Source organism: Micromonospora sp. CA-111912 (assembly GCF_050948415.1).
In the GTDB taxonomy this organism is placed as follows: Bacteria; Actinomycetota; Actinomycetes; order Mycobacteriales; family Micromonosporaceae; genus Micromonospora.
Genome location: NZ_CP192007.1, coordinates 6,665,882 through 6,683,315 on the forward strand (window position 1 = coordinate 6,665,882; position 17,434 = coordinate 6,683,315).

The window sequence follows — 17,434 nt, forward strand, 5'->3', positions numbered from 1 at the left end:
GCGTTGGCTGAGATCCTCCGTACGTCCGTCCGGTGAGGCCGATCGGCGGCCGGATCGGATCGACCGCGCAGGGTACGGCGCGGCCCAGTGAGATGAATTCGGATCACGTGAATTCCGATGTTCCTCCCAAAATCGCATCCGATCCATCCATGTCAACCGAACCGTCGACACCAAGAGTGCAACCGATCTACACAAGGCGTGACATCGCTCGAAGTGACGCAAAACTGACCGACCGGCGGCTCTGCCGGCCCTGGCTGGTCGGTTAGTTTTCCGGTCCGGTGAGCGGGACTGCATCGGCGACCCCCGACACCTGCCCGTCCCCCGCCGTCGCCGGAGGAGCCATCCATGACCGTCCCTGCGGAGCGGGTCCCCCGACGGCCCGCCCTCCCGGGTCGCGTGCTGCCGCTGCTGCTCGTCGTGGCACTGCTCGTGCCGGTGGCGTTCCTCTTCGCCCAGCAGCGGAGGCTCACCGACGACGACCGAGGGCTGGCGGTCCGTGAGCGGATGGGCGTGGAGTACCTGCGTGCCCTCGGCCCCGTCACCCTGGCCCTGGTCGACGCCCAGTCAGCCGCCGTCGCCGGGCGGACCGCGTCCCGCGAGGCGCTGAACCGGGCGGTGCAGGACGCCGCCTCAGTGGACACCCGCATCGGCGACCAGCTACGCACCCACGACCGGTGGACCGGGCTCCGGGCCAAGCTGGAGGCGCTGCCCGACCGGACGCTGACCGATCCGGAGGCGGCCTTCGTCGCGTACGGCGAGGTCACCGACCTGCTGCTGGCCCTGCACCGCAAGGTGCGGGAGGGTTCCGGGCTGATGCGGGACCCGCAGTCGGACTCGTTCTTCCTCCAGGACGCCGTCAGCGAGGAACTACCCGAGGCGCTCGTGACCGCCGGCCGCCTCGCCGACCTGGCCACCCTCGCCGCCCGCCGCCCCGCCGCCGAGCGGATCCGCACCGGGCCCGAGCTGGCCGGCCTGCGGGTGGCCGCCCTCACTCCCGCCACCGACCTGGTCGCCGACCTGCGCGCGGCGGTCGACAGCACGGAGAGCACCAAACTCGGCGCCAACGTGCTCACCCCGCTCGACAACTACCAGCGGGCCGTCGAGCGGCTCTCCGCGCTCTCCGCCCCGACCGGCCAGGCCGGCACAGAGGATGCCCCGCTGACCGAACTCACCGCCGCCCGGAACAACGCGCAGAGCGCCGCCAGGCAGCTCCAGCCGGTCATCCTCGACGAGCTGGACGTGCTGCTGCGGGAACGGATCGACCGGCTCGACCGGGAGCGGTGGCTGGCCGGGGCGGCTCTCGGGGCGGCCGTCCTGCTGGTCGCCGCGCTCGCGGCGATGCTGGTCGCCGCGTACCGTCGGGCCCGCCGTCGGGTCGTCGGGGAGCACCGGGCCGACGAGAACGCCGGCGCGTCGCCGGGCGGCACCGGCTGGGAACCGCCGGGCGAGCCCCGGGGGCCCGCCCCGCTCGGCACGCTCGCCCCGGCCGAGCCCCGGACGCTCCAGCCGGCAGGGCGAGGCCGCGCCGCCGGCACCGAACGGTGGGGGCCCTTCGATGCTGCTCGGTAGGCTCCGCATCCGGGGCAAGCTCGCCCTGCTGGTGATCATTCCGCTGCTCAGCATGGTCGGGCTCGCCGTGCCGGTGGTGCTCGATCGGATCGCCGCCGCCGGGCGGGCCGCGGACACCGCCGAGAGCGTCCGAGTGGCCAACCGGGTCGGCACCCTCGTGCAGGGCATCCAGCAGGAGCGCCTGCTCTCGGTCGGGCTGCTGCTCGGCCGGGTCACCCGCACCGAGCTGATCCAGGCGTCGGCCACCGTGGACGACCGGGTCGCCGACCTGCGCGCCGAACTGGGCGACCAGCTCCCCGCCCGGGTCGCCACCGCCCTGGACGGGGTGCGGCGGCTGGCCGACCTGCGTACCGCCGTGCTGGCCGGCCGGGCCACCCCCACGCAGGTCATGGAGACCTTCGGCCCGGTCTCCATGACGCTGATCGAGTCGCTGCGGCTGCCCTGGCAGGTCGACACCACCACCACGATCGGCCAGCAGGTGCTGGCCCTGGACGCGCTGCTGCGCGCCGACGAGTGGATCGGGGCGTGCGCCACCCTGATCGTCCTGGTCCGGGCCACCGGCGACCCGCAGGTCTCCGCCAGCTACCTCGCCTGCATGGCCAAGCTGAACGTGAACAACGAGCGGTTCCGCAACCTGATCACCCCGGAGCAGCACCAGCTGGCCATGCTCGACGACGCGGCGGTGGCCGCCCGGACCAGCCCGGCGTTCCTCGCCCACAGCGTGCGGGACCCCGTCGCCGCGATCTCCATGATCCCGCTGGACACGCTCTTCCCGTCGGTCCGCTCGATGATCACCCTCGGCCAGTTCGTCGAGAAGAAGATCATCGCGGACGTCACCACGCAGGTACGGGCCGACGAGCAGCGGGCGCTCGTCGCCGCCTGGCTGGTCGGCGACGTGGCGTTCGCCATCCTGCTGGTCGTGGTGCTGCTCAGCGTGGCGGTGGCCCGGACGGTGGCCCGCCCGCTGACCCGGCTCACCCACAGCGCCGATCGGGTCGCCCGGGCCGCCGAGGCCGAACTGGTCCGGATCGCCGACGACGAGATCGAGAGCGTCCCGCCGATCCGCCTCGACCCGGTCGACGTCCGGGGGCGGGACGAGGTCGGCGACCTGGCCCGCGCGTTCGAGCGGGTGCAGACCACCGCGGCGCGGCTGGTGGAGCGGCAGGTCGCCGGGCGACGCAACGTGGCGCAGATGTTCGGGCACGTGGGACGCCGCACCCAGAACCTGGTGGGCCGGCAGCTCGCGCTCATCGACCAGCTGGAACGGCAGGAGACCGACCCGACCCGGCTGGAGCACCTGTACCGCCTCGACCACGTCTCCAGCCGGCTACGCCGCAACGCCGGCAGCCTCGTCGTGCTCTCCGGGTCGACCGACGCCGACGGGCACGTCGCCCCGGTGCCGCTGGCCGACGCGGTGCGCCTCGCCCTCGGCGAGATCGAGGACTACACCCGGGTCGACGTGCAGGTCCCGCCCGGCGTGTCCGCGGCACCGGCGATCGTCGGCGACCTGGTGCTGGCGGCGGCGGAGCTGATGGAGAACGCCACCGTCTTCTCCCCGCCGCACACCCGGGTGACGGTCACCGCCGCCCCGACCGAGGGCGGGATCCGGCTGTCGGTGGTGGACCGGGGCATCGGGATGACCGAGGAGCGGCTGGCCGAGGCGAACGCCCGGTTCACCCGCCGGGAGCGGCTCGACCTCGCCCCGACCGAAGTGCTCGGCCTGTTCGTGGTGGGCCGGCTGGCCCGCCGGCACGGCTGGACCGTGGACCTCGTCCCGACCGCTGTCGGCGGGGTCACCGCCCGGCTGGAGATCCCGTCGGCGCTGCTGGTCGTACCGCCGTGCGACCGGGCGGGGGCCAACGTGGCCCGGGCGTCGGTGCCGGACCGGGACCGGCGGACCAGCCCCGCCCGGCCGGAGCCGACCGGCCCCAGGCGGGCCCTGGCCGCCGTCGCCGCGTCGCCCCACCCGACGGTCGGGACCGACCCGCTCGACCCGACGGCGTCGCCCGGGTTCGACCCCGAGCTGCTCAGCCGGGCCACCCGGTCCATGGAGTCCGGACACTCCTGGAACGCCTTCGGGGCCGAGATCGGGGCCCCGGTCACCGGGGCCAGCGGGCCGGGCCGGACCGGAGCTCCCGCCGCCGGCCCGCCGCCACCCGTGATCACCCCGCCGACCGCCGACGTCACGCCGGTCGTGTCCGGTGCCGCCGCTCCCCCGGCGGCCTCCGGCGCGACCCGGCCGCACCGTGACGGCGCGGCGGTCGGCGGGGCCGGCCCCACCGCCGCGCCGCCGCTGCCCGTGCGGACCCGGGGCACGTCCTTCCCCGCCGGGCCGCTGTTCGGCAGGCCCGGCGACCCACCCGCCCCGCCGACCGCCCCGCCGACTGTCCCGCAGATCGCCCCGCAGACCGGGCCGCCGACCTGGCCGATGTCCCGGGCGGGGGCGGGCACCAGGTCGGCCCCACCGGTCGCCGGGTCGGGCGGGTCGGTGGCCGGGTCGGGCGGGTCGGTGGCCGGGTCGGGCGGGTCGGTGGCCGGGTCGGGCGGGTCGGTTGCCGGTGCGGGCGGGTCGGTTGCCGGCGCCCTGCGCGGCGGCTCGGGCATCCGGCAGCGCATCCCCGGGGCGAGCCTGCCCCAGACCGGGTCGGTGGCCGGCCCGGTGGACGCGTCCACCGCCGATCCGGCCGCCGCCCGCGCCCTGGTCGAGGAGTTCGAGGCCGGGGTACGCCGGGCGGGGCTGCGGGCCCCGACCGGCGACCCGGCCGCAGCGGACGCGCCGCCGGTTTCGCCCCGGCTGAGCCGGCGGGTCCCCGGCGCCAACCTGACCGTCTCGCCGCCCCGACCCCTGCCGGTCTCCGACCCCGGCGACCCGGCCGAGGTGCGGGACCTGATCAACCAGTTCGAGGCGGGCGTCGCCCGTGCTCTGCGCGAGATCTGTCCAGCCCGCCGCCATGAAAAGGGATCAACACGGTGACCAGCCCGTTCCTGCACGACAACGTCGAACATCAGAACCATCCCGGCGCCGGGGACCTCAGCCCCGAGGCCCGGACGTTCAACTGGCTGCTGGACTCCTTCACCTCCAGCACCGCCGGGGTGATGGAGGCGATCGCGGTCTCCTCCGACGGGCTGCTCATGGCCATGTCGGCGATCAAGGACCGGTCGAACGCCGAACGCCTCGCCGCCGTGGTCTCCGGCATGACGAGCCTCGCCGGCGGCGCGGCGAGCTGGTACGCCCTCGGCGGGCTGAACCGGGTGATCGTCGACATGACCGACGGCTACCTGTTGATCAGCGCGATCAGCAGCGGATCCGTGCTCGGGGTGGTCGCCGACCGGTCAGCGAACCTCGGCACCGTGGCGTACGAGATGACCCTCTTCGCCGGGCGGGCCGGCGGCGCCCTCACCCCACGACTGATCGTCGAGCTGAAGAACGCCGTCCAGCAGTGAGTTCAGACGCCGCCGGCACCGGGCCGGGTCCGGAACACACGGTCCGGATCCGGCCCTACCTGCGGGCGTCGTCTCCGGGCGGCGACGGCGGGCCGGACGGCGTCCCTGGCGCGCCGGCTGCCCCCGATCCGGAGCGGCCGGCCGGCCCGCGCCCGTTCGTGCTGACCGCCGGCCGGGTGGCCGGGGCGGACCCGGCGATCGGACTGGAGACCCAGGTGACCGCCCGCGCCGAGGCCGGCGGGTGGAACTCCGCACCCGTGTCCCGGCTCGCCCCGGAGCTCCAGGCGATCATCGCGCTCTGCGGCGAGCCGATCTCGGTCGCCGAGATCTCGGCCCGGACCCGCATGCACTTCGGCGTCACCCGGGTCCTGGTCGGCGACCTGCGGGGCGCCGGCCACCTCGACGTGCACGTCGGCACGGCCGAGGACGCCCTTGACCCCGACATCATCCTGCGAGTGATTGATGGACTCCGTGCGATCTCCTGAATGGCCGGCGGCCCCGCTCGGCGGGCTCGCCGCCAACAGCGCCACCACCCGCTACGGCACTCCGGCGGGCACCGCGCCGGCCACCGGACGGGCCACCCCGCCGGCCCCGCCGCCAGTTCCGCCGACAGCCCCGCCGCCGACAGCTCCACCGCCGCCGTACCGGCCGCCGGCCGGGCCGCAGCACGCCGCGCCGGATCGCGGCCCGGGCCGGGTCGCCCCACCGATCCCGGTCAAGATCCTCATTGCCGGCGGGTTCGGGGTCGGCAAGACCACCACGGTCGGGGCCATCTCCGAGATCACGCCGCTGACCACCGAGGCGGAGATGACCAGCGTCGGGATCGGCATCGACGACCCGGGCGGGCGGTCCGGCAAGACCACCACCACGGTGGCGATGGACTTCGGCTGCGTGACCATCGACCGCAGCCTCAAGCTCTACCTCTTCGGCACCCCCGGCCAGGCCCGGTTCGGATTCATGTGGGACGACCTGGCCCGGGGAGCGCTGGGCGCGCTGGTCGTGGTGGACAGCACCCGGCTGGACGACTGCTATCCGGCGATCGACTTCTTCGAGCGGGCCGGGCTGCCGTTCGTGGTCGGGGTGAACGCCTTCGACGGCCGGCTGGCCCTGGACCTCACCTCGATCCGGTGGGCCCTGGCCATCGGCGACCAGGTGCCCCTGATCCGGTTCGACGCCCGGGACCGGCTCTCGGTGCGGGACGCCCTGCTGGTCGTCCTGGACCGGGCGCTGGACCGGGCCACCCGGGAGGGACGGGACTGAACGAGCCCTGCCTCGGGATCCGATTCACCGGAAGGGGTGGCGACATGAGAGGTGACCTGGACGAGACACTCGCCCGGCTGGCCCGGCGCGAGGAGGCACTCCGCCGGCGGGGCGCCGAGCCGGCCGAGGAGCCCGGCCGGAAGGCGGCAGCCCCGTCCGCTGCCGACGCCGCCGGGGTGCCGCCGGGAAGCGACGCCGGGCGGGGCGGGGCAACCGTCCCGAGTCTGCCGGCGAGCGACCCCGTCCCGGTTCCCCTGGAGGGCGGTGACGTCGGCCCGAGCGGGGCGGCGACCGGCAATCCGCCGGACCGGGCAGGCGGGGACGCGGACCGGCTGGCCGGCCCGACGGGCCGGGCAGGGGCCCTCCGCGCCCTGCCGGCCGGCCCTACGGGCGGCACGACGGGCAGCCCGGTGGGCGGCACGACGGGCAGCCCCGTGGGCGGCGGGGCAGGGTCTGCCGGCGGCACGGTGGACGCCCCCGTCGGGCGGGACCCGGTGGCGGAGGTGGCCGAGGCGGTCGCCCGGGTGGTGGCGACGCACCCCGGCGTGACGGTCACGGTCCGGGTGGAGCACGACGGGCAGGCGTACCCGCTGCGGGTCGGCTGGTCGGGCGGGCGGGTCACGGTCGGCGCGGAGGCGGCCACCGTCCCGCCGCCGGTCTGGCCGCTGTCGGTCAGGACCGTGCCGGCGTGGGTGCCCGACCCGGACCGGCTCACGGCGGACCCGGCGGCCCGGCTTGCGGAGCTGATCCGGCGCGACCAGTCCCTGCTCGGCGACCCCGGCGACCGCCCCTGACTCCACCGCCCTGAACCCCACCGCTCTCGTCCGACGGCCGACACCGACGGGCGACGAACGTGTGGGCGACGAACGTGTGGGCGGTCCGGCCCGGCTCGGCGGCGCTTGTGCGGTGTCTTCCTTTTCCCGGCGGCTACCCTCGGGCGATGGCCGCACCCGACCTGACCCTCACCGCCAGCCTGCGCCCCGCAGCGCTGGACGCCCGGCGCGGCGTTGTCCGGCTGCACCCGGAGGTGCTGACCGCACTGGCGCTGCGGCCCGGCGACCCGGTCCGGCTGGCCGGGCGGCGGGTGACCGCCGGCATCGTCGCCCCGGCCGGGCCGGCCGCGAGCACCGCCCTGCTCTACGCCGACGATCTGCTGCTGGGCAACCTCGGCATCCGCGACGGCGGGCAGGTGACGGTGAGCCGGGCGCCGGTGGTCCCCGCCCGCCGGGTGACCCTGGCCGGACCGGTCCAGGTGGTCGCCGCCGTCTCCCCGGAGATGCTGCGGCTCGCCCTGCTCGGCAAGGTGGTGACCGCCGGGGACGACGTCTCCCTGCTGCCCCAGGACGTGCTGCCGGACGCCTCCGTACGCACCCTCGTCGAGGCAGCCCGGCGCAGCCTCTCCAGCACCGTCGGGTACGCCTGGACCAGCACCCTGCTCACCGTGACCGCCGCCGAGCCGGGCTTCGGGGCGCTGGTCACCATGGACACGGTGGTCGGCTGGGAGCACGGCCAGACCACCCGGACCGGCGGCCGGCCCGGCGCGGCCCGGCCCGGCACCGGGCCGGACGGCGGTACGGCCGACCGGGCCGACCGGACCGACGCCTCGGCCGACCGGGCCGACGAGCCGGCCGACGACGCGGGCGGGGCCGAGGACGCGCCCGGCGTGGACGAGCTGCCAGGGCTGCGGGCCCAGGCCGAGGAGTTGACCGAGCTGCTCGACCTCGGGTTCCACCACCGGGAGGTGCTGGGCCGGCTGAGCACCGCCGTGTCGCTCGGGGTGCTGGTCGCCGGGCCCGCCGGGTCGGGCAAGTCCGCGCTGGTCCGGGCCGTCGCCGCCCGGGTGGGCGCGACCGTCCGCCCGCTCTGGGCCCCCGAGCTGGCGGCGCTCACCAACGACGCGGCGGCGCGACGGCTCCGCGCCACCGCCGACGAGGTACGCGGAAACAACCCGGCCGTGCTGCTGATCACCGACGTGGAGGCGCTCGCCCCCGCCGAGAACCCCGGGCCGCTGTCCACCGTCTTCCGGCAGCTGCTCGCCGAGACCGTCCGGGCCGGGACGGCGGTGGTCTGCACGACCAGCCGTCCCGAGGCGGTCGACCCCGCGCTGCGCGCGCCGGACCTGCTCTCGCTACGGATCACCGTCCCCCTGCCCGACCAGGCACTGCGCCGGGAGCAGCTCACCGTGCTGACCCGACAGGTGCCGCTGGCCGGGGACGTCCGGCTCGACGAGGTCGCCGGGCGTACCCCGGGGTTCGTCGCCGCCGACCTGGCCGCGCTGGTCCGGGAGGCCGGGGTGCGGGCGGCTCTGCGGCAGAAGTCGGCCGAGTCGCCGACGGTGGCGATGACCGACTTCACCGCCGCCCTGGAGGTGGTCCGGCCGACCACGATGGCCGGGTCCACCCTGGAGCTGGCCAACGTCACCCTCGACGACGTGGGGGACATGGTCGAGGTCAAGGAGACGCTGACCGAGTCGGTGCTCTGGCCGCTGACCTACCCGGACACCTTCGCCCGGCTCGGGGTGCAGCCGCCGCGCGGGGTGCTGCTCTACGGGCCGCCCGGCTGCGGCAAGACGTACCTGGTCACGGCGCTGGCCGGGTCGGGCCGGGCGAACGTGCTCTCGGTGAAGGGCGCGGAGCTGCTGTCGAAGTGGGTCGGCGAGAGCGAGCGGGCGGTCCGGGAGCTGTTCCGCCGGGCCCGGGAGGCCGCCCCGACGCTGGTGTTCCTCGACGAGGTGGACGCGCTCGCCCCGGTTCGCGGGCAGGCCAGCGACGGGGGCACCACCGACCGGGTGGTCGCCGCCCTGCTCACCGAGCTGGACGGGGTGGAGTCGCTGCGCAACGTGGTGGTGGTCGGCGCGACCAACCGCCCCGACCTGGTGGACCCGGCTCTGCTGCGGCCCGGCCGGCTGGAGCGGCTGGTGTACGTGCCCCCGCCGGACGGGGCGGGCCGGGCGGAGATCCTGCGCGCCGCCGCCCGCAACGTCCCGCTGGCCGACGACGTCGGCCTCGCCGCGCTCGCCGACGGGCTGGACGGCTTCTCGGCTGCCGACTGCGCGGCGCTGGTCCGGGAGGCCGCGCTCGCCGCGATGCGGGAGTCGATGACCGCGTCGACGGTCACCGCCGGGCACGTCGAGTCCGCGCGACGGCGGGTCCGGCCGTCCCTCGACCCCGACCAGGTCGCCTGGCTGGCGGCGTACGCGGAGGCCCGGGCGGCGCGCTGAGGACGCGGGCCGGCGCGGGGGCGGTCGGCTGGTCGCGACGGGGTCGGTCCGCCGCGCGGTCGACCGGTCGGCCGGAGCGGGTGGTCAGTCCGTCGGCAGCAGCGGGCCGAGGGGGCCGAGGTCCAGGTTCAGGTCCTCGGGGGCCAGGCCGAAGTACTCCCGCAGCCCGGTCATCTGCTCCTCGAGCGCCATCAGCGTGACGCCGATCCGCTCCACCTGTTCGCCGGTGAGGTCGCCCACCTCGACCCGGCGCAGCGCCTGGCGTTCCATGAGCTGTCGCAGCAGCTCGATCACGGTGAGCACGAGACTGGCCAGCCCCCGCTCGACGGAATCCCGGTCCACGGCGAGCCGCCGATCCAGCGGCGTCACCCGGGGCGCCCGCCACCGCGGCTCGTCAAGGGCGGCGGCCAGTTCCCTCGCCTCCTCGCACCGGACGATCCCGGTCGTGCCGTCCCGCCGGGCTCCGGCGTCCCGATCGGGGTCGGTCCCGGTCATTCCGCCGCCCCGTCCGCCAGGCCGGGCGGGTACGGCCCCGCTGCCACCGGCGGTTCAGGCGGGACGAGCGCGCCGATCGAGGCGACCAGCGCCCGCAGAGAGATCCGCACCAGGTCGACGTCGGCGATGGCGATGGTGATGTCCCCGGAGACCACCACGCCCCGGGCGAGCACCCGGTCGAGCACGTCCACCAGCGCCACCGACCGGTACGCCAGCGGGTCGTCCGCGCTGCTCGGCGCGAGGGCGGTGGTCACCATGCCGGCTCCTTGACGGTCAGCGCCGGCTCCGGCGGGCGGTCCTCGGCGAAGGAGTACGCCGGCCAGGGGCCCGTGAGCTCCAGGCGCACCTCGGGGTGCCGGCCGGCCAGTGCGGCGACCAGGCCGGTGAACCCGCCGAGGGTGGGGACGTCCACCAGGTACGCCCCGTTGAGCACCATCGCGGTGGGCGCACCGGAGAGCCGGCGGTCCTGTGGGGCGTGCCTGCGGGCGGCCACGGCGTACCCGGCGAGGGCGTCGTGCACGGCCGCGGCGGCCTCGGCGGCGGCCCGCTGCCCCTCGTCCCGGGCCGTCAGCTCGGACCGGCGCCGCCGCAGGTACGCGGCCCCGGCCCCCTCGGGCGCGCCCCCGCTGCCTGCGGCGGCGGGGGCGGTCGCGCCCGGCACGGCGTATCCCTTGACGCCCCACTCGGCGCGGCCGGTGAGCCGGTCGAGGGTGGCCGCCAGCTCGGCCCGGCGTTCGGCGAGCAGCCGGGCGACGCCCCGCTCGTCGCGGTAGACGGTGGCGAGCCGGGTCGGCACCACCGCGCCGGCCCGGGACAGCGCGGCAACCACCTCGTGGTGCGTGCGCGCGGCCCGCTCCAGCCAGGTCAGGTCCTCCAGGTTGCGGCGCAGCGCCTCCTCGCCGTACTCGGCCGGCGGCGCGGTGCTCACCACGGCGACCAGACCGGCGGCCGGCACGGCCCGCAGCGGCCCGCCGTCCATCCCGGTGACGGCGGCCAGCGTGCCCGGGTCGGCCTCGCGGGCCACCCCGTGCAGCCAGCACCCGGCGGCATCCCCGGCGGGCTCCGGGTCACCCGGAAGCGGCTCAGCCGTGCAGCTCATCGCGGTCCTCCCTCAACACGGTGGCCCGCCGGGCCACCCGGGGCCGCCGTTCGGCCTCGACCTCCTCGGGGTCCCGGGGACCCGGCTCCACCGGCGGGCGGGCCCGCGAGCTGAGCCACGGGTCGTGCTCCCACCAGTCGATGCCGATCTGCCGCGCGGTGTCGACCGATGCGATGACCAGGCGCAGCTTCAGCGTCAGCAGCTCGATGTCGAGCAGGCTGACCCGGATGTCGCCGGCAATCACGATGCCCCGGTCGAGCACCCGTTCGAGGATGTCGCCGAGGTTCGCCGGCTCGTGGCCGGCCGGCAGCACCTGGCCGGAGTTCTGCACCACCGACGGGGTACGCGGACTGGTCATCTCAGCCCACCTCGCCCTTCCCGCGCTGGTAGCGGCGCACCCGCCGGTACCCGAGCAGCTCCCCGTCGACGTCAATGTCGATCTCGTACAGGCCGAGCAGGTCGGTGGAGGAGGGAATCCGGTGGTCCTCGACCACCTCCACCCCCACCCGCCAGCCCTCGTCCGTGGACTCCAGCGAGACGACGCCCTGCGGCTCCCGGCCGGCGAGGGTGGTGATCAGGCGCAGCCCTTCGCGCGCCGCCTCGGCCGCCGGCAGCGGTTCGGGGTACTCCTCATCGTCGTACCGGTCGTCGTCGCCTTCCCCCGGCCGCCCGTCTGCCGGCGCGCCGACGTCCCGGATCCGTCCCTGGGTCATCCCGCTCACCTCCCTGTCACCCCTTCTGCCTGCCGTTGCCGGCCCGCCGCCGCGCGCCGCCGTCGGCCCGCCTCGTCCCGCGCCCGCCCGTCGGCGTCAACCGGTCGAGGACCCGCTGCTGGCCCCGGTCCCGCTCCCGCTCCGTGATGTCGCCGGCCGCCGCCGCCCGGTCGAGTTCCTCCAGCTCCCGGCGCACGTTCGCCGGGTTGTGCTGCTGGGACTCGGCCTCCCGGGCGATCACCTTCACCACCGCGGTCAGCCCCCGCACCGGGGCGTACGGCAGGGTCAGTAGCGCCCAGAGGATGTCCACCGGTCACCCCGCCAGCTGGTGCTCGGCGACGAAGTCGTACGGGGCGTGCGGGCCGAGCAGCCGCATCCGGAGCAGGTCCCGGCGCCGCCCGGCGTACGCCTCCAGCGCGTCGACGAACTCGTCCGCCCGCGCGGAGTCCACCAGGAACGCCAGGTTCACCGCGTCCAGCTCGCTGCTCGGCTGACGGACCGCGCTGTCCACCACGAGCGGCGTCACGGCGTCCAGGACGTGCCGGTTCTCCGCCTCCCGGCGCAGCTCCACCGCCTGGCTGACGATCTCGCCGAGCCGGATCCGCTGCGGCCGGGTCGCCACCTCCGGCTGCCCGCGTACCTGCCGAGCCAGGTCGGCGGCCTCCGGGTCGGTGGCGAGCAGCTCCCCGAGCAGCGGCTGCTCGTGGTAGCGGGCGTGCACCATGTACTCGATCCGGTCCTCGAGCCCGTCGAGGGCCGCCGCGAACCGGTCGTGGTGGGCGGTGAGCAGCTCGGTCACCGCGTCCGGGCCGGTGACCACGGTGCCGAAGCGCACCGGCAGCACCGGCGCCACCGCCGCCGTCCCGTCCAGCAGTTCCTGGTACGCGGTCAGGTCGGCCGGCCGACCCAGCGGCTCCTCCAGACCCACCTCGCTGACCAGCGCGGCCAGCTCGCCGTGCCGAATCGCCCCGACCTCGCCCGGCGGGTCGCCGACCCCGGGGGCGTCCGGGGTCGGCTCCACATCGGACGGCACGATGCCGTAGACGAACAGGGCCGTCCCGTCGGCCACGTCACCGCCCCCCGTTCCCCCGACGTGCTCGCTGGGCCGCCTCCCCGACGCCGCCGGTCGCGCCGCCCCACTCCCGGCCGGTTCCGCCAAGTTCCCGGCCGGTTCCGCCGGCCGCGTCGCCGGGGTCGGCGGTAAGCCCCGCGCGGCTTCGGTGACGTTCCCGACCAGGCCGGCGAGCCCGTCGCCCTCGGCGGGGGAGATGTCCAGCCGGTCCACCATCTCGGCGAAGCACAGGTACGTCTCGATGCTCGCCACCACCACCCGGGCGTTGATCTCCATCAGCGGAATGCCGAGCACTCCGACGGCCACCTGGGCGTCGATCACCACGCCCTTGTCGAGCACGGTCTCCACCACGTCGGCCAGTCCCCCGACCGCGCCGCCGGCCTGCTCCAGCGCGCCGCCGCCCCCGGCGCCTCCCGTGGCGACCGTCACTCGCCCCGCTCCTGTCGCCGACGTCGCACCACGGGTCGCCAGGGCGGCTCCGGACGGCGGCGGGCCGCCGGGCGGGGACGTTCCGGCTCCTCCCGGGGCGCCGGTTCCTCCCGGGGCTGCGGTCGGCGGGGGCGTTCCGGCTCCTCGCGGGGCTGCGGGCGGCGGGCCCGCTCCGGCTGGCGGCGGCGCGGCGGCTCCTCCTCTGCCTCCTCCTCGTCGTACTCCTCGTCCGCGTACTCGTCGTACTCCTCGTCGCGGGGGCGGGGGCGCTGCTCGCGCTGCTCCCGCTCCTCGCGCTCCTCGCGAAGGGCGGTCTCGTGGTCCCGCACCACCTCCGAGTCCTCGATCTCGCCGCGCCAGCCCTGTACGGAGTCCGGGTCGAGGACCGTCTGCGTCATCACGTGCCGGACGAAGTGCTTCAGCTCCAGCCGCACCCGCCGGCCCTGGGCCCGCCAGAGGTTGCCGGTGTGCTCGAAGAAGCCCTGCGGGTGGTACTCCAGAACGACCAGGATGCGGGTCAGGTCGGGGGTCAGCTCGTGGAAGCTGACGGTGCCGTCCACCGAGCCCTTCTCGCCCTTCGAGCGCCAGTGGATCAGCCGATCCGGGATCTGCCGGACGATGGTCGACTCCCAGGTCCGGTGTGACCAGAGCACCTGCGCCTTCCAGGTCAGCTTCTCGTCGCCGTCCGTGTCGACGGTCTCGACCTTCTTCATGAAGCTCGGGAAGTCGCCGAACTGCGTCCACTGGTCGTATGCGACCCGGATCGGCACGCCCACCTCGATCGACTCGACGATGTTGGTGACCTTGAGCTTCTTCGAGCCTCCCTTGCCGCCCCCCTTGCCGCCTCTGCCGAGAGCCGACATCAATTTCTCCTTACCGCCGGCCAGGCCGGCATGGAACATGGCCTTTACCGGGGCCTTGCCCTCGGCGAGCTTCTGGGTGCCCGTGGCCGCGGCGATCAGGCCAGGGCCGCCGCCCTGCTGGGCGTACTCGCTGAGCCGCCCGGTCGCGCCGGTGACCTTCTCCGTCACCGCCGTCACCGCGCGCTCACCGATCGCCGAGGCGAGGTTGCGCAGCGCGCCGCCGAGCTGGTCGCAGGCCCTGCCGGCGAGGCCACCAGGCTTCATGTTCTCGGCCATGGTCACCGTCCCCGCCGGCTGCCGGTGTCCTCGGTTCCGGGCTTCGACCCGTCCCCCTGGCCTTGGCCCTGGCCCTGGCCCTGACCTTGGCCCTGACCCTGGCCCTGACCTTGGCCCTGACCCTGGCCCTGGCCCTGGCCTTGGCCCGACTCTTCGCGTCGGCCGTCGTTGCCCCCTGACGCGCCGGACGACCTCCGGCGCAGGGCGTCCGCGCCACCGCGCAACCGGCCGCTCACGGCGTCGATGCTGTTGCCGGCCGCGGCAGTCGCGGCGGCCCTGCCGGCCGAGACGAGGGGTCCGCCGAGGCGGCTGAGGCCGCTCAACTGGGGGGACGACTGGAGCAGTTCCCGGCCCTGCTTCAACAGCCCCCCGGGACTGCGGCTGGCCCGCCCGGCCGCCACGGCGGTGGCCAGGACGAGGGCGGTGCGCAGCTTCCGCCGGCGACCGAGAAGATAGCCGAAACCCACCGCGAGTCCGATTCGTGCTCCGCTCTTCATCAGTTCTCCTCAGCTCCCCGGTAGGAGGGAAGGTCCATTTCGGGAAAGGCCGGGAAACAGCTACCGGGGATCAGCGCAACAGCGGCCTCTGCCTGGACGTCCCGCTTCAAGCGGACGGGCGGGCAGTACCCCGTCAGCGTTACCGCGAAACGTCAGGTCGCACCTGCTGGACAGGCCGGACGGGCGCATCAGGAGGGCCGGTCGGATACCTCGCGGGATAGGGTGAAGACGACAGCAGGAACGATCCCTGCCACGGGAGACAATCGTTTCCGGGGTGGGCTCAAAAAGTGGGCGGGGTGGCGTCGAGACTGATTTCCGCCCGCACCGCGTCGCCGTCCTCGACCAGTTTCGCGCCGCATTTGCGGAGCACGGAAATGGCTCCGGCGTTGTCCCGCGTGGTTTCCGCCACGACAGTGTGCATTCCGGCCGCCGCCGCGAGGTTGAGCAGTTCGCGCAGGGCCGCCGCGCCCACGCCCTGCCCCCGGGCGGACCGGCCGAGCCAGACGCCCGCCTCCACCGTCCCCGGCTCGGCGCGGCGGGTCATCCGGATCATCCCCAGCACCTCGCCGCTGACCAGCACGGCGTACATCGCGGTGCGGGAAGGGCCGGCGAGGCCCGCGAAGCCCGTCCGGTAGTAGTCGCGGAACGCCTGCCGGCGGGCGTGCGACCACCCGGCCGGCGCGTCGACCGGGGGCATCACGTCGTCCGGCTCGGCCTCGGCGACCGCCACCGAGAGCAGCGGTTCGAGGTTCCGCTCGCCCACCGGCTCCAGCCGCACCGCACCCGTCACGTGCCGCAGTCTGCCGGTCCGCACCCGCCCGAGTCCACCCTTTGCCGTCCCGCTCCCCCGGTCCGACGGCGGGTACGACCTGGTCGGACCCGGTCTGCGCCCCGCCGCAGCGGAGCGGGCGACGGCCCGGCCGAGGCGGGGCCGGGCGGGCATCGGCCGCCGCCCGGCGACCGTCACGCCAGGTCGAACTCGCAGAGGACGGCCGAGGCGTCGTCGGTGGGCTTGTGCCGGCGCAGCCGGTCGGGCCGGTCGCGCTCCGCGGCGCGGACCCGGTCGACGAGCGCGCCCGGCCCTTCGGCGGTGACCAGGTCCAGCAACCCCGCCCAGTCGAAGAGCCCGAACTGCTCCACCGCGCACGAAGCGCCATCGGTGAGCAGGGCGGCGCGGCGCAGCCCGCCCGGCCCGCGCAGCGGCACCGTCCCGGTGAGCGCGTGGTACGCGGCGTCGGGGTCGGCCGCGGCGACCCAGTAGCCGTGCGTGCGGTTCATCCGCTCCCGTTGCAGCCCCACGGCCCGCCGGAACCGGTCGGTGCGGTCGCCGTCGTCGGCCGGTTCCCGGGCAGGGTGGCCACCGTCCGACGCAGGTCGGCAATCGCGGTCTCCAGCCGGTCGTCGGCGATCACGTCGACCCGGCCGCCGACGTCGAGCACCAGCGGACTGTCGCAGAGCACCAGCCAGTCGACCTCGCTCCCGTCGGCGCGCAGCAGGCAGACCGTCGACGAGGGTGTGCCTGGGTGGTCGAGGTCGCAGTCGCCGCCGTGGTCCGCCCGAACCGCCAGGATCGCCGCCGCGAGGCTGCTCATCAGGGTGGCCGCCGGGCGGGCGGCGGTGGCCAGCCCGAGCCGGGCGGCGAGGTGCCGGACGTACCAGGCCGGCCCGTGCCGGCAGCCCGTGTCGAAGCCCTCCGGTACGGTCGCCCCGTCCAGGACCCCGACCAGGGGGCCGAACCGGAAGACCAGGTCCTCGTTGACCGCTCGGCCGGGGGCCGGAGCGGACGCCGACCGTACCCGCATCATCGGTCCCGCCAACCCGGCGCGGGTCCCCGGCCCGGCCGCCGCCTCCGCCGTCGTGGTGTCCGCCCGCCCGGCATGATTCCTGCCGGCCGATCCGCCCCGGTGCCCTGCCGTCATCCTCCGCTCCTTCCGCCACCGCGCCGGCTACCCGGCCCTGCCGGGGACATTCCCGGCCGGGGCGAGCCACGAGGCCGACCGGGCCGGGTCAGCGCCGCCGGTTGCGGGCCCGCGAGGAACGCAGGCGGCGCAGCCGGCCGATCAGCACCGGCTCGGCGGCCAGCGCGGCCGGATTGTCCAGCAACGCGTTCAACAGCTGGTAGTAGCGCGTCGCGGAGAGGCCGAAGCCGTCCCGGATCGCCTGCTCCTTCGCGCCGGCGTGCCGCCACCACTGCTGCTCGAAGGCGAGGATGCGCCGCTCGCGCTCGGTGAGGCCGGCGGCACCGGGGGCCGGTGCGGGTGGCGCGGACGCCGACGCGACGGACTCGGGCGGGGACGTCGGCGCGACGGACTCGGACACGGACGCCGGCGCGACGGACTCGGGCGCGGACCGGGGCAGCGGGACGACCTGCTCCCGGCCGCCCGCGCCCTCCGGAGCCGCCGCGCCCGGAATCGCCCGGCCGCCGTCGCCGGGGCGTCCCGGCTCGGGCCGGTCGGTGGCGGCCGGGGAGGCGTCGGCAGGCGGCATGGCGCTCCTC

General features: G+C 75.9%; 19 protein-coding genes. 7 read left to right on the plus strand and 12 right to left on the minus strand.

Going from position 1 to position 17,434, the window contains the following annotated elements; genetic code table 11:
- Positions 1 to 345: 345 nt before the first annotated feature.
- The 7 genes from ACQPZO_RS28365 to ACQPZO_RS28395 all read left to right on the plus strand — a co-directional run bounded on the left by ACQPZO_RS28365 (position 346) and on the right by ACQPZO_RS28395 (position 9,493).
- Positions 346 to 1,569 (plus strand): hypothetical protein, encoded by a 1,224-nt coding sequence (locus ACQPZO_RS28365; RefSeq protein WP_433344958.1) that lies wholly within the window; start codon positions 346 to 348, stop codon positions 1,567 to 1,569.
- On the plus strand, positions 1,556 to 4,543 hold the full coding sequence (locus tag ACQPZO_RS28370) for a nitrate- and nitrite sensing domain-containing protein (protein WP_433344960.1): 2,988 nt from the start codon (positions 1,556 to 1,558) through the stop codon (positions 4,541 to 4,543). The genes ACQPZO_RS28365 and ACQPZO_RS28370 overlap by 14 nt, the downstream gene beginning before the upstream one ends.
- Positions 4,540 to 5,013 (plus strand): roadblock/LC7 domain-containing protein, encoded by a 474-nt coding sequence (locus tag ACQPZO_RS28375; RefSeq protein WP_387014522.1) that lies wholly within the window; start codon positions 4,540 to 4,542, stop codon positions 5,011 to 5,013. Before ACQPZO_RS28370 ends, ACQPZO_RS28375 begins: the two co-directional genes overlap by 4 nt.
- Positions 5,010 to 5,498, plus strand: coding sequence for a DUF742 domain-containing protein (locus ACQPZO_RS28380; RefSeq protein WP_433344963.1), 489 nt, complete (start codon positions 5,010 to 5,012; stop codon positions 5,496 to 5,498). Before ACQPZO_RS28375 ends, ACQPZO_RS28380 begins: the two co-directional genes overlap by 4 nt.
- Positions 5,476 to 6,273, plus strand: a complete 798-nt coding sequence (locus ACQPZO_RS28385; protein WP_433344966.1) for a GTP-binding protein — start codon at positions 5,476 to 5,478, stop codon at positions 6,271 to 6,273. Before ACQPZO_RS28380 ends, ACQPZO_RS28385 begins: the two co-directional genes overlap by 23 nt.
- 44 nt (positions 6,274 to 6,317) lie before the next feature.
- Positions 6,318 to 7,067 carry a hypothetical protein gene (locus ACQPZO_RS28390; protein ID WP_433344969.1) on the plus strand — a complete coding sequence of 250 codons (750 nt, stop codon included), beginning with the start codon at positions 6,318 to 6,320 and terminating at the stop codon, positions 7,065 to 7,067.
- A 146-nt stretch (positions 7,068 to 7,213) separates the two neighbouring features.
- Positions 7,214 to 9,493 carry an AAA family ATPase gene (locus tag ACQPZO_RS28395; RefSeq protein ID WP_433344972.1) on the plus strand — a complete coding sequence of 760 codons (2,280 nt, stop codon included), beginning with the start codon at positions 7,214 to 7,216 and terminating at the stop codon, positions 9,491 to 9,493.
- 84 nt (positions 9,494 to 9,577) lie between these two features.
- On the opposite strand, the gene ACQPZO_RS28400 is transcribed toward ACQPZO_RS28395, so the two are convergent.
- From ACQPZO_RS28400 to ACQPZO_RS28455, 12 genes are all read right to left on the minus strand, one after another.
- Positions 9,578 to 9,988 carry a gas vesicle protein K gene (locus ACQPZO_RS28400; protein ID WP_433344975.1) on the minus strand — a complete coding sequence of 137 codons (411 nt, stop codon included), beginning with the start codon at positions 9,986 to 9,988 and terminating at the stop codon, positions 9,578 to 9,580.
- The gene (locus tag ACQPZO_RS28405; protein WP_433344977.1) at positions 9,985 to 10,245 is read right to left on the minus strand and encodes a gas vesicle protein; all 261 of its coding nucleotides are present in this window, start codon (positions 10,243 to 10,245) and stop codon (positions 9,985 to 9,987) included. The genes ACQPZO_RS28400 and ACQPZO_RS28405 overlap by 4 nt, the downstream gene beginning before the upstream one ends.
- Positions 10,239 to 11,087 (minus strand): GvpL/GvpF family gas vesicle protein, encoded by an 849-nt coding sequence (locus ACQPZO_RS28410; RefSeq protein ID WP_433344979.1) that lies wholly within the window; start codon positions 11,085 to 11,087, stop codon positions 10,239 to 10,241. Before ACQPZO_RS28410 ends, ACQPZO_RS28405 begins: the two co-directional genes overlap by 7 nt.
- A complete protein-coding gene (locus tag ACQPZO_RS28415) occupies positions 11,071 to 11,445 on the minus strand; it encodes a gas vesicle protein (protein ID WP_433344982.1) in 375 nt (124 codons plus the stop codon). The genes ACQPZO_RS28410 and ACQPZO_RS28415 overlap by 17 nt, the downstream gene beginning before the upstream one ends.
- Before the next feature lies 1 nt (position 11,446).
- A complete protein-coding gene (locus ACQPZO_RS28420) occupies positions 11,447 to 11,800 on the minus strand; it encodes a gas vesicle protein (protein ID WP_433344983.1) in 354 nt (117 codons plus the stop codon).
- Between the two features lie 16 nt (positions 11,801 to 11,816).
- Positions 11,817 to 12,110, minus strand: coding sequence for a gas vesicle protein GvpG (locus ACQPZO_RS28425; protein WP_433344986.1), 294 nt, complete (start codon positions 12,108 to 12,110; stop codon positions 11,817 to 11,819).
- 3 nt (positions 12,111 to 12,113) lie between these two features.
- Positions 12,114 to 13,301: a gas vesicle protein GvpJ gene (gvpJ, locus tag ACQPZO_RS28430; protein ID WP_433344988.1), complete on the minus strand. Its 1,188-nt coding sequence runs from the start codon at positions 13,299 to 13,301 to the stop codon at positions 12,114 to 12,116.
- Positions 13,298 to 14,440, minus strand: coding sequence for an SRPBCC family protein (locus tag ACQPZO_RS28435; RefSeq protein WP_433344991.1), 1,143 nt, complete (start codon positions 14,438 to 14,440; stop codon positions 13,298 to 13,300). The genes gvpJ and ACQPZO_RS28435 overlap by 4 nt, the downstream gene beginning before the upstream one ends.
- A gap of 777 nt (positions 14,441 to 15,217) precedes the next feature.
- On the minus strand, positions 15,218 to 15,727 hold the full coding sequence (locus tag ACQPZO_RS28440) for a GNAT family N-acetyltransferase (protein ID WP_433344994.1): 510 nt from the start codon (positions 15,725 to 15,727) through the stop codon (positions 15,218 to 15,220).
- Positions 15,728 to 15,900: 173 nt separating this feature from the next.
- Positions 15,901 to 16,215 carry a hypothetical protein gene (locus tag ACQPZO_RS28445; protein ID WP_433344996.1) on the minus strand — a complete coding sequence of 105 codons (315 nt, stop codon included), beginning with the start codon at positions 16,213 to 16,215 and terminating at the stop codon, positions 15,901 to 15,903.
- The gene (locus ACQPZO_RS28450) at positions 16,212 to 16,742 is read right to left on the minus strand and encodes a hypothetical protein (protein WP_433344999.1); all 531 of its coding nucleotides are present in this window, start codon (positions 16,740 to 16,742) and stop codon (positions 16,212 to 16,214) included. The genes ACQPZO_RS28445 and ACQPZO_RS28450 overlap by 4 nt, the downstream gene beginning before the upstream one ends.
- A gap of 202 nt (positions 16,743 to 16,944) precedes the next feature.
- Positions 16,945 to 17,424, minus strand: a complete 480-nt coding sequence (locus ACQPZO_RS28455; protein ID WP_433345002.1) for a DUF3263 domain-containing protein — start codon at positions 17,422 to 17,424, stop codon at positions 16,945 to 16,947.
- Between the last annotated feature and the right edge of the window lie 10 nt (positions 17,425 to 17,434).